Genomic DNA, 12,322 nt, shown 5'->3' on the forward strand with positions numbered 1-12,322 from the left:
ACCTATAAATTTATTTAAGGTAAGCAGATAACGAGGAAATAGTCACAATAAAAAAGTTATAACTGTTGAGCGGCTACGGATACGCCATTTCAATGATAAAGGAATTTCGATATGGATATGTCAAAACAATTATCATCACCTTCTTTAGATACTACGCCGTCATTATTCCGGCCAGAAAAGTTATCTCATTCTCAACAATTAGGAAAAAAACCACCAGTTGACCTCGATGCGGCTCCATTATTTGATCTAACCGAAGAATGGGAACATTCATTGTTTGGTCGTTCGATTCACGAGTGTCATCGGAATTTAATGCATATTGCCGAAGATGCCGATATGGCAATTGGTGTGACCGACCCACATGGCACTCTACTTTGGACATGGAGTAGTACACCGATGCGCTCATCGGCAGAGCAAGTTCATTTTGTTGAAGGTGGTCAGTGGTCAACTCAGGCAGTGGGACAAAATGCAATTGGTTTAGCATTGAATACTCACTCACCGAACTGCGTTTACTCACACGAAAACCAAATGAATAGTGTAAGAGACTGGGTCTGTTATGCAGCACCAATTACAGACACTCAGACTGGCCAGTTTTATGGAATTATGAATTTATCAACTAAATATCAAAAGCATAATTCTCTTGGTCTTTTAGCTGTTGAAAGATGTGCTGATATTGTGAAGCAAGCAATTCAGCTTCATCAGAAAAATATTTTATATATTAAAGCCTTCGGCACACCTAAAGTTCAATATAACCAACACAGCCTTACATTGACTCAACGCCAAATTGAGATTCTTTGCATTCTAACCCTTTGTCCTGAAGGAATTAATCTTGAAGAACTTCACTATGCTCTATATGGTGATCGACCAGTTAGTACCACCACCTTAAAAGCAGAACTTTCTCAACTTAGAAATTTAATTCCAGGTGTCATTGAGTCACGGCCTTATCGACTTAACTGTGAAATTCAATGTGATTTTTTAATGGCAGAACAAGCATTAAACCTTGGTTTCACATCGACCACCCTTACACTCTATAGAGGAAGCTTTTTATCTAAATCAGAAAGCCCATTTTTGTGTGCATGGAGAGATTGTTTTGATGCTCGCTTGAGTCATGTGATTTATCAAATTGAAGATATTGATCAACTATTACGAGTAGTCAGTCGTGTGCCAGATCGTGTAGATGCTGTTGAACGTTTACTTGAATTATTACCTGAAGAAATACCTTATCGAACTAAACTTTTAAAATTACTCGAATAAAATAAAAGGGAGAATATCGTATAGATATTCTCCCTTTTATTGAGATGAGATCAAGCAGAAGCTTGAAGCTGCACCCTATAACAATCATCTAAGGCTAATTCATAATAACGCAGCCCTTCTTCAGCAGCATGAAATGCTTTTTGCTGCCAGTCAGGACGATCATTACATAAACGTTTAATCAGTTCCATGGCTTCATAAGGATGAAGATCATCATAATGCGCATGCGCACGTAACCAAGCCAAAGAACGTTTATCAATCGTTACTTCAGGATGATCAGTATAGGCATGAATACCCTTATAGACTTGAATAGACCAGTCTCCAGTTGCCCATTCAATTGCCAGATTTGTTGCAGCAAGGCACTCTGCCAAATTACCGCGATGACTCATATTCCATAAGAAATGGTTTACTGCATTCATCGCAGCTGGTGGCCGCACACTATCAAGCTTATCTACAGTTAAACCAAAACCTCCAGCCCAATCGCGATACCATTTTAAGTGCCGCTCTTCGACCTTAATATTTTGGATTAACCAATCTCGTGCTTCTGTAACGCCAGGTTCAGAAAAACCCGTTGCTTTGCCTAACGCCCCAGCCATATATGACGGGAAATGCGCGACTAATGGATAGAAATTAAGTAACGCATATCGGAAACTATCTAGGCTCAATCCCCCATTGGCCATTTCCGTAAAAAACGGATGTTTACTTACCCGTTCTTTTGCTGGTAACAGGTCATCCCAGAACCGTTGTGACCATTCATTATGCGGCGTAATTTCTAAATTCATTCCATATTGATTTAGAGCAGTCATTGCTAATTTTCCTATTTATATGACAGCAATCATCTGTATTTCACGCTACAAGTCTATCCGAAAACGATAAAGATACAATCGTTAATCGACCATTTGTAACTTTTTTCGATGGATTGCGATACTTTAGATAATTGTTACGCTAATCATTGAAATGTCGTGATTTTTATCACATTTAACTCAGATAAAAATCATTACTTTTTTAAAAAATCTGTATTATTATTTTAAATAAATCACACATTATATAATCAATATTTTTAGATGGAACTTTACTAAAAATAAGTCTCATTTTATGACAACTTCCAATATAGAGAGCATTAATTATGAAGTTGCAAGGTTCCAATATATTGGGACAGGAACAAATAGATTTATTAACCACACGAGGATTAAATTTCGTATGGTTTCCAAAGCAGCTTGAAACGATTTATCGTTTTCAATACCAAAACGGTGCTGCCTATGAGTTCCGCTATAGAGCGCCTATTATTTTAATATTATATATATTTTTAAGCTTTGGTATATATCAAGTATTGCCAACTGAACAAGTTTTACCCTGGTTTAGTTATTATTCTTGGGTGGGTGTAATTATTTTTCTTGCCTGGATTTTATCGTTTATTAAAAAATTAAATCAGTATTTTGATTATTATGTAGGAATTGGCTCAGCTTTAGCAGTCGCAATTACTTTTATTTTAATTAACGTTATAGAAAATGGCCAAGAGAACGTTCTTTTTCATGCGGCGATGATGTATGCGATTGTGATTATCTATGGTGCAGTAGGTATGCGTTTTTACACAGCCATATTTGCTGGATGGGTTGGAGGACTTGTTGGAATTTTGGTAAGTAACTACTTAAATGGGGTGATCGACTGGACTTTCTTGAACCGGACTTACACCTTCAGTAGTTTCTTGGGCATGACCCTTGCCTATGCAACTGACCGCCAACATCGAGAAAACTACTTACAAAACTGCATGATCGAGCTGAATCGCATTGAACTGATGCAGCAAGCACAGCAATTATCTTTGCTTTCCCAGCAAGATGCACTTACTGGTTTAGCCAATCGACGCTATCTAGATGAAACACTGGATAACGAATGGCGCCGTGCTTTACGACATGAAACACCCCTTACCATCATGATGGTCGATATCGACTATTTTAAAGCTTACAACGATACTTTAGGACATCTAAAAGGTGATGAATGCTTAAAAGAAATCGCAATTGCTATTTCCTCTATTGCCGCACGCAGTGGTGATTTGGTTGCTCGTTATGGTGGCGAAGAATTTTTACTGTTATTTCCAATGACAAATTCTCAGCAAGCTTTAATCCAAGTTGAACGTTTAATGAATGCTATTGATAAAATTGCAATTAAACACCCATGTAGTGATGTTTCACCACAAGTCACTATTAGTGTTGGTGTGGCAACCACGATTCCACGTCTAAATGATTCAATTTCTGCTTTCGTTGCTCGCGCTGACCATGCTTTGTACAAGGCAAAAACGAATGGGCGTAATCAATTTAAGATCGCTGTAAATGAAGAACAAATTGTAGATTTAACTTAAAAAGTCTGACTTACATTTGAAATGACTCAATATAAATAATTAGCTTTTCCATCCATGGTAAAGCTAAAAATAATTTAGAATCAGTACATACGAAAACCTCTTTTATTTAAATTTAAACCATCTGTTAAAAATAGCTTATATAAACTTAATAAATTTAGCGACTTTCAATTAATCAACTTTTGTATTAGATAATAAAAATTATAGGCTCCAATCCATATAATGTAGAAAATTCCACTTCATTAGAACCCTCTCTTCAGTTTCTTCCAAAATTTAATTAAAAAATAAAAAAAAGAATTTTGTTCTATTCTCTGCGGCACAGTAGAAATGGTTTCAGCCGAAAATGGTAAGATCGAAACAATATTTTCATGTATTGTTTCATAATTTGGATAAGCTTCTTTTTTTATTATTTCTATAATTTTTTGTATTTCATCAAGGGATAAATTCAAAAACCTCTTAATTTCTTGAGCTGTTTTTGACTCAATAGATAATAAAGCACAAACTCTAGTAACATTAACAATCTGCTCTGCATGAATATTTTTAAAGTTTGGATAACACACAAGTTTATAAAGTATCTTTGTCTCTAAATGATTTTTAGAGACTATATTCTCATTATTTGTTATACGTTCTTGATGACTAATTTTAAAATATTCATTCTTCTCAATATCTTGTAAAATATTAAGAAGCTCCTGATACCTTATTGGCCTCTTCAAACCATATTGGTAGCCTTTTAAAAGTTCAGGATTATTACTCAATACGATCTTAATTTTTTTTGGAATAAGTATATTGGTATAGCCACTATCTAAATCAATAATATGTATGTCTGGATTGTCTTCGCTGTATATCCAATTTCCTAAAAGATGAGATGACAAAGATAAGTCATGAATAACTTTTATCATTGCCTCTAAATTTTTAGGCAATAGCCTATCCTTTGACATACAGCCAATTCTATATGTGCATTGATTCATTGATATTTCCCCAATTTCAATGATGACTTTGAAAATTCTTTGTTTAAAGTATTAAAAATTTAAATATGTGTAGTAAGCTGATATAAAAGCAATTTGATTAAATTAACTTTATTTGATAAATATAAAAATCTGGTGTAGCAAAAATTAACAATATTTAATTGCTGATTTTTACAGATGAATATATCCAAAAATAAATTGCAGAATATTATATTTATATAAACATTATAAGACAAGATAATAATTTAAAATTTAATCAAACTTCGGTGTAATAAAAAATTAAAACCCCATATTTAAATTAAATACGGGGTTTTAAGTAGTATAATCAAAAAATATGATTAAGGTTCAATTGGCGCAAATGGCGGAATAACATCTGCATTTTGAGCACGATGGCGTAGGAAGTGATCCATTAAAACAATCGCTAGCATTGCTTCTGCAATTGGTGTTGCACGTACACCTACGCATGGATCATGACGGCCTTTAGTCAACACATCGGTATCTTCACGATTTAAATTAATCGTTTTACCTGGGGTCGTAATGCTTGCTGTTGGTTTTAGTGCAATAGCAACTCGAATGGATTGACCACTTGAGATACCACCCAAAATCCCACCAGCATGATTCGCTAAAAAGCCATTACTGGTCAATTCGTCACGTGTTTCATGACCAAACTGTCCCGCAACTGCAAAACCATCACCAATTTCTACCCCTTTAACCGCATTAATACTCATCATCGCATGAGCAATATCAGCATCTAAACGGTCAAAAACAGGTTCACCCCAGCCTACAGGAACTTTTTCAGCCAAAATTTCTAGCTTCGCTCCACAGCTTGTTCCCTGTTCACGCAAAGAAGTCACCAAAGCTTCAAAACGTGGAACAGCGTCTACATCGCCACAGAAAAATGGATTATTTGGAACTTCATTCCAATCTAGTTTTTCGGCAACTTCATTGCCGATTTGAGTAACGTGACCACGAATCAAGACGCCAAATTTTTCCGCCAAATATTTTTTAGCAATTGCACCCGCTGCAACACGCATAGCAGTTTCACGAGCACTAGAACGTCCGCCGCCACGATAGTCACGGAAACCGTATTTTTGCGTATATGTATAGTCGGCATGGCCAGGTCTAAAAGTTTGGGCAATATTGCCATAATCTTTTGATTTCTGATCAGTATTCTCAATCAATAAACCAATTGGTGTTCCTGTCGTTTTACCTTCAAAAACACCTGAAATGATTTTAACTTGATCAGGCTCTTTACGTTGAGTCGCAAATTTAGAAGTTCCCGGTTTACGACGGTCAAGATCTTTTTGCAAGTCTTCTTCAGTAAGCTCAAGGCCTGGTGGCACACCATCAACAATTGCCATTAAGCCAACGCCATGAGACTCACCACAAGTGGTTACACGAAAGAGTTGTCCAATACTATTCCCTGCCATATGCCCAACTCCTTATATTTGCTCTTCAAATAGTTTTCTATAACGGCGACATTGTTCAGCAGTCAAAGCAAAAATACCTGAACCACCTTTTTGGAAAGTGAGCCAGTTGAAATCAATCGTATTAAAGTTCTGACGCATCGACCATTCAGAATTACCTACTTCAATGACAATAAGACCATCTTCAGTTAAGTAATCTGCCGCTTGTGCAAGCATTTTACGAACTAAATCTAAACCATCTTGGCCTGCTGCCAATGCAAGTTCTGGTTCATGTAAAAATTCTTCTGGTAAGTCAGCCATATCTTCAGCATCAACGTACGGTGGATTACTTACAATCAAATCATACTGATTTTCAGCTGGAATCTTGGCAAACAAGTCAGATTCAAGTAATGCAACTTGATATTGCTTATTGTGGTGTTCAGTATTAATTGAAGCAACTTCTAAAGCTTCTTTAGAAATGTCAGTTGCATCTATTTCAGCGTCTGGATATGCATAAGCCAAAGCAACCGCAATACATCCAGAACCTGTACACATATCTAATATACGTTGTGGAGTTTTAGGTTTTGCATTTTCTGGCAAATTATTGAGAGCTTCACGCATTTGACCATTTTCATCTAAACAATATGGTGCAAAACGTTGTTCAATTAATTCTGCAATTGGTGAACGTGGAATGAGGACACGCTCATCTACATAAAATGGCTTATTAAAGAAATAAGCAAGATTTAGTAAATAAGATGTTGGAATACGGTCATTGATACGGCGTTCCAATAAGCTTAAAAATTCTGCTTTTTCGCTTGGTAATAACTTCGCATCTAGAATTTCTGCGTCTGCTGACCATTCAAGAGATAAGGTTTGTAAAACTAGTGCAGAACTTTCTGCAAAATAATCTTCAGTACCTTGTCCTAAATGTGCATCATGTTGACGTAATGCTGATACCCCAAAACGAATAAAATCTCGAATTGTTGATAAATTTTCAGCAGCTTCCTGTAAATGTTCAGGGCTAATCGTCGGTCGCTCCACTTAGGCGTCTCCAAAGGTAAATTTTGCAAAGTGACTATTCTACTGAGTGAGGTACAGCAAAGCAACGCTTTGCCTTGTGAACAGGAGTTTTACATGCCGATCTCTAACAATCACATATTAAAATCAGAATACTTTGTTTTAATTAAGAAATAATGAACTTTTAACTAGAGATTGATTTAAATTTTTAAAATAAAAAAGCGGCCTTTAAATACTGACCGCTTTTCGAGTTTAGTCGGCTTAAAGCTTAAGCTTTTCGGCAACATAATCAGAGTCTTTATCCCCGCGCCCCGATAGATTCACTACGATCATCGTTTCTTTCGGCAGTTTTGGTGCTTCACGAATTGCCCATGCGACAGCGTGTGAGCTTTCAAGTGCAGGAACAATGCCTTCAACACGAGAAAGTGTCATAAAAGCATCTAAACATTCTTGATCAGTTGCAGTGCTATATTCAACACGACCTAAATCTTTTAAAAAACTGTGTTGTGGCCCAACACCCGGATAGTCTAGTCCTGAAGCAATAGAATGCACGGGTAAAGGTTCTCCCGCCTCATTTTCAAGCACATAACACGCCATACCATGAATTTGACTTGGCTTACCTAAAGTTAGCGTTGCTGAATGCATATTGGTTTCTAAGCCATGTCCAGCCGGCTCAACACCTACTAGTTTTACATCTGAGTCGTTTAAAAATGCAGTAAATGCACCTATTGCATTTGAACCACCCCCTACACATGCCACAACATAATCTGGACTTTTTCCAAATCGTTGATGCGTTTGATCTTTAATTTCATTGCCAATAATAGATTGAAAATCACGAACCATTTTAGGAAATGGATGTGGACCCACAACAGAGCCAATGGCATATATAAAGTTTTTAGGATCTTTTAAATATTCTTCAAACGCACTATCTACAGCATCTTTTAATGTTGCTGTACCACGTGTAACTGCCACCAAATGAGCACCCAAAATTTTCATTTTGACCACATTTGGATGTTCTTTTTCAATATCGACTTGACCCATGTGAATTTCACAGGGAATGCCTACTAATGCGCAAGCGGTTGCCAAAGCAACGCCATGCTGACCAGCACCTGTTTCAGCAATAACTTTCTTTTTGCCCATATATTTAGCAAGTAAAGCTTCACCTAAGCAGTGATTAATTTTGTGAGCACCAGTGTGGTTCAAATCTTCACGTTTTAAGTAAATTTGTGCGCCACCTAACTGTTCAGACAGACGCTTCGCATGAAATAAGGGACTTGGACGGCCTACATAATTTGTAAAGAGGTCTGATAGTTCATTTTGAAATTCAGATGTATGGCGAATTTCTTCATAGGCAACATTAATTTCATCCATTGCTTCTTTTAAATGTGGAGGAATAAATTGTCCACCATATTCACCAAAAAATCCTTGTTCATTCGGCAAAGCAATACCGTTAATTTGATGTTGCATATCATCCCTCTTTTTTAAATTATTAAAGTTATTAAGCTTATCGAGAAAGGTAACGCGTTAAATCCTCAATGCCTTTTAGCGTCATTGGATACATATGATTTTCAAAAATCTCTTTAATCCAACCAATGGTTTGAGTGTAATGCCAATACCCTTCTGTTTCAGGGTTTAACCACGCTGTTTTATCAAAATGTTGGCGTAGGCGACGTAACCAAACTTCACCTGTTTCATCATTCATATATTCAACCGAGCCGCCCACCGATTTCAACTCATACGGTGCCATACTGGCATCACCCACTACAATTACACGATAGTCGCGTCCATAGGTGTGAAACAGATCCCATGTGTTCATGCGGGTTGCTGTTCTTCGGTAGTTATCTTTCCAGACATAGTCATAGAGACAATTATGGAAATAGAAGTATTCGAGTGTCTTAAACTCACTTTTAGCAGCACTAAACAGTTTTTCGCATTGAGCAATATGAGCATCCATCGAACCGCCCACATCAAACAACATCAGTACTTTTATTCGGTTTCGACGCTCAGGTACCATTTGAACATCAAGAATACCTTGTTTGGCTGTTTCACGGATTGTACCGTCAACGTCTAATTCTTCAGCTGCACCTTGACGGGCAAATTTACGTAACCGACGTAAAGCAATTTGCATCTGGCGAGTACCAAGAACTTGGTCGTCATCCAGATTTTGATATTTACGTTGTTCCCAGACTTTAACCGCCGAACGTTTACGCCCTGGTCCACCGATTCTGACGCCTTCTGGATGATCCCCAAAGGCCCCAAAAGGTGAAGTACCGCCAGTACCCACCATGCGGTTACCACCCTGATGTTTTTTATGCTGTTCGCGTAAACGCTCTTCCAGCATTTTCATCAGTTCTTCTAAGGAACCGGCTTTTTGGAGTTCTGCTCGTTGTTCAGGGGTCAAATGCTTTTCTAGAAGTTCTAAATCAAACCAGTCTTTTGGTAACTTGTGAACTTGCTTGAGTAACTCATCCAGATCAAAGGTTTCAATGCCGTCAAAGTAATCTTTCATGGCACGATCGAACTTGTCAAAAAAGCGCTCATCTTTGACTAAAATTGTTTTAGCAAGTTGATAAAACTCTTCTTGATCGGCAAAAACTAAACCTTCACTCACAGCACGGTTTAAGTCAATAAGTTCACGAGTTGTAACTGGAACACCGTATTTACGTAAGGTGTAAAATAACCGCACAAACATGGGTTATTCCCTCCTTTAACGTCGAGACATGAAAGCCAAACGTTCGAGGAGTTGCACATCCTGCTCGTTTTTGATCAGCGCACCATATAAAGGTGGAATCGCTTTTGATGTATCTCGATTGCGTAATACATCTTCTGGCATATCGTCTGCCATGAGTAAGCTTAACCAATCAATTAACTCAGAGGTTGATGGTGGTTTCTTCAAATTAGGAATTTCACGTAGTTTAAAGAAAACCTGTAAAGCTTCGTTTACTAGTGTTGCAGAGATATTTGGGAAATGAACCGCAATGATTTCTCGCATTGTAGCTTCATCTGGAAACTCAATGTAATGAAAGAAACAACGACGCAAAAAAGCATCTGGTAATTCTTTTTCATTATTCGAAGTAATAATTACAATCGGGCGTTGTGTTGCCGTAATTGTTTCATTGGTTTCATAAACATAAAAAGACATTTTATCGAGTTCATGCAGCAAGTCATTTGGAAACTCGATATCGGCTTTGTCAATTTCATCAATTAACAAAACACAACGCTCTTCACTCGTGAAAGCTTCCCACAGTTTACCGGGTTTAATATAGTTCTTAATATCGTAAACTCGATCATCACCTAACTGGCTGTCTCGTAAACGAGAAACCGCATCATATTCATACAACCCTTGCTGCGCTTTGGTTGTCGATTTGATATGCCAAGTGATCAGTTTTAAACCCAAACTTTGTGCTACTTGTTCAGCAAGCAAAGTTTTACCCGTGCCAGGTTCACCCTTAATTAGTAAAGGCTTTTGTAAAGCACGAGCTGCTTTTACAGCGAGCTTAAGACTATCAGTCGCGATATATTGATCTGTACCGGTAAAATGTTGGGTATCAGCAGACATGTAAAGACCTTATTTTTCTATTTCAATGGTTAGATGGAACGCATGCTTTTGTTTGTTGAATATTTTGACCAACAATAGCCAACAACCAAACCTAGACCAACTACAAACAGAATTAAAGATAAATTTGACCAAATTAGAGGGCTATCTTTAGTTAAAACACCAAAAAGAAGTCCAAAAATAGCAGGTGCTACAGATGCATTCGGTCCTTCAGACACTGTTGGGGTAACTAAAATAGCAAATACAATAAGCCAGCTAATTGCACCAAAAGTTGTAGGAAGGCGACGCATTAATCGCCACCAACACCATAAAGCAATAATAGCGCCTATTCCATAAGCTGTTAAAGCAATAACACCTTCAGGAACAACATCCAAAAAAGAGAATAATTGATTCATTATTCCAGTTTGATCTTCACGCACCACGTAAGCCCTCTGGTTCAACCGCATTCGGATTAATTAATCCTTCTGGCGGCATCTGAATAAAGAAACCTTTTGTTTGTAATGAGTCTAAAACATGTAAAACATTAACACGCGCCAATTTACGTGTTGGAGCTAATTCTAAATGCATGACAAACGTTGTACGACCAAACGCTTGTAAAACAGCTTCAGGAACATTTTCAAACGGATCAGCTTGTTCCGCATCGTCAGGATAGTTTGGACGAGCAATATACATGTACATTTCATCTTTTTTGCTCGATCTATAAATATCACAGTGCATTTCAAATCAACTCTTGAACTAAGGACAGCATACATGAAAAAAAACGACTCACACACGCAGGTTTGTTTACGCATCAGTCGTTTTTTTAATTCTTGAGAAATATTAACCTACAACATTGATTAAGGTCGATAATAACTTTGTTCCAGATAAAAGCTGGCTTTTACAATAAATTAATAAATATTTGATTTTAAAGATTAAACATAATTTTTCACTTTAATAAAATAAAAACAATTTTTAGGAAAAAAGAAAAAATGTTCGTTACTGAGTACTTTTTGTGATCTATCCTTAATACATTCCCCCATTAATACTATGAAATTTATGATATTAAAGGGGGTTATTACATTTTCAAATTCACATTTAAGTAAAACTTCTAACCACTTAATACACATTGGGAGACATTACTTAACTGGTTTAAATTCTCAGCATGTTTAAATATTAAGTATCTTAATATAAATAGGGAGGATGAACCTATGCCTCGAGGTGATAAAACAGCCTACACAGCAAAGCAAAAACGTCAGGCTAAACATATTGTTGAGAGTGAAGTAGATAGAGGTCATTCTCAAGAAGAAGCTGAACGAATTGCATGGTCTACTGTCAATAAACAAGATGGTGGCGGTAAGAAAAAGTCTCACTAAAACAAACTTTAAATACTTCTTTAGCTTGGGCTAAAGAAGTATTTTCATCAAAAATAAATTAATGGTGTTTAGAAAACTCGCGAGCTCTTTATATAGTCATCGCTTACTTGATTTAAGGCATCCAAAATAGCACTATCATTTTGATTTAATAGAGCTTCATTTAAACATTCCATGTAGTCTATAAGCTTAGACTTAGAGGTATTGGCAAATTCAGAGGTAACAGCTTCATCTTCATAGAGGATTACGTAAGTACGTGCAAAGCCATAGATTAAATAGACGGCTGCTTTTTCTTTTGTATTTTGAGATTCTTTAAGAGACTGTTCACAAGCATTCTTTAAATCTTTAAATGCGTCTGTACCAGTAGATTGATTTTGGAAAGATAAAAGTATTGTTTGGAAGTTCATATCCATATTCCACTCAAAAAG

General features: G+C 36.8%; 13 protein-coding genes. 3 read left to right on the plus strand and 10 right to left on the minus strand.

All coding sequences use genetic code 11. The features are described 5' to 3' along the window. Nucleotides 1–111 precede the first annotated feature (111 nt). Complete coding sequence (locus ACS604_RS02005; RefSeq protein ID WP_474769740.1) at nt 112–1,251, plus strand: transcriptional regulator; 1,140 nt, start codon at nt 112–114, stop codon at nt 1,249–1,251. Between the two features lie 50 nt (nt 1,252–1,301). On the opposite strand, the gene ACS604_RS02010 is transcribed toward ACS604_RS02005, so the two are convergent. Then, on the minus strand, nt 1,302–2,054 hold the full coding sequence (locus ACS604_RS02010) for a TenA family transcriptional regulator (RefSeq protein WP_474769742.1): 753 nt from the start codon (nt 2,052–2,054) through the stop codon (nt 1,302–1,304). 320 nt (nt 2,055–2,374) lie between these two features. Here ACS604_RS02010 and ACS604_RS02015 point away from each other — a divergent pair, with 320 nt between their 5' ends. Then, nucleotides 2,375–3,604: a GGDEF domain-containing protein gene (locus ACS604_RS02015; RefSeq protein WP_174732745.1), complete on the plus strand. Its 1,230-nt coding sequence runs from the start codon at nt 2,375–2,377 to the stop codon at nt 3,602–3,604. A 239-nt stretch (nt 3,605–3,843) separates the two neighbouring features. On the opposite strand, the gene ACS604_RS02020 is transcribed toward ACS604_RS02015, so the two are convergent. From ACS604_RS02020 to ACS604_RS02055, 8 genes are all read right to left on the minus strand, one after another. Continuing rightward, nucleotides 3,844–4,569, minus strand: a complete 726-nt coding sequence (locus ACS604_RS02020; protein WP_474769743.1) for a hypothetical protein — start codon at nt 4,567–4,569, stop codon at nt 3,844–3,846. A gap of 335 nt (nt 4,570–4,904) precedes the next feature. After that, nucleotides 4,905–5,996 (minus strand): chorismate synthase, encoded by a 1,092-nt coding sequence (gene aroC / locus ACS604_RS02025; protein WP_013198002.1) that lies wholly within the window; start codon nt 5,994–5,996, stop codon nt 4,905–4,907. Nucleotides 5,997–6,008: 12 nt separating this feature from the next. Next, on the minus strand, nt 6,009–7,013 hold the full coding sequence (gene prmB / locus ACS604_RS02030; protein WP_111853831.1) for a 50S ribosomal protein L3 N(5)-glutamine methyltransferase: 1,005 nt from the start codon (nt 7,011–7,013) through the stop codon (nt 6,009–6,011). Between the two features lie 237 nt (nt 7,014–7,250). Further along, a complete protein-coding gene (gene trpB / locus ACS604_RS02035) occupies nt 7,251–8,456 on the minus strand; it encodes a tryptophan synthase subunit beta (RefSeq protein WP_144730438.1) in 1,206 nt (401 codons plus the stop codon). A 37-nt stretch (nt 8,457–8,493) separates the two neighbouring features. Next, nucleotides 8,494–9,681 carry a vWA domain-containing protein gene (locus ACS604_RS02040; RefSeq protein ID WP_004792541.1) on the minus strand — a complete coding sequence of 396 codons (1,188 nt, stop codon included), beginning with the start codon at nt 9,679–9,681 and terminating at the stop codon, nt 8,494–8,496. 15 nt (nt 9,682–9,696) lie between these two features. Then, complete coding sequence (locus tag ACS604_RS02045) at nt 9,697–10,548, minus strand: AAA family ATPase (protein ID WP_002113662.1); 852 nt, start codon at nt 10,546–10,548, stop codon at nt 9,697–9,699. A 29-nt stretch (nt 10,549–10,577) separates the two neighbouring features. Continuing rightward, nucleotides 10,578–10,964: a hypothetical protein gene (locus ACS604_RS02050; protein ID WP_013198006.1), complete on the minus strand. Its 387-nt coding sequence runs from the start codon at nt 10,962–10,964 to the stop codon at nt 10,578–10,580. Next, entirely contained in the window at nt 10,957–11,262 is a 306-nt protein-coding gene (locus ACS604_RS02055) for a YcgL domain-containing protein (protein ID WP_004792546.1), read from the minus strand. The genes ACS604_RS02050 and ACS604_RS02055 overlap by 8 nt, the downstream gene beginning before the upstream one ends. Before the next feature lie 470 nt (nt 11,263–11,732). On the opposite strand from ACS604_RS02055, the gene ACS604_RS02060 reads away from it, so the two are divergent. Further along, nucleotides 11,733–11,897: a hypothetical protein gene (locus ACS604_RS02060; protein ID WP_002113596.1), complete on the plus strand. Its 165-nt coding sequence runs from the start codon at nt 11,733–11,735 to the stop codon at nt 11,895–11,897. Nucleotides 11,898–11,965: 68 nt separating this feature from the next. Here ACS604_RS02060 and ACS604_RS02065 read toward each other — a convergent pair whose 3' ends face one another. Further along, nucleotides 11,966–12,301 (minus strand): hypothetical protein, encoded by a 336-nt coding sequence (locus tag ACS604_RS02065; RefSeq protein ID WP_174759700.1) that lies wholly within the window; start codon nt 12,299–12,301, stop codon nt 11,966–11,968. Between the last annotated feature and the right edge of the window lie 21 nt (nt 12,302–12,322).

Source organism: Acinetobacter sp. Li1LvA2, assembly GCF_056156705.1.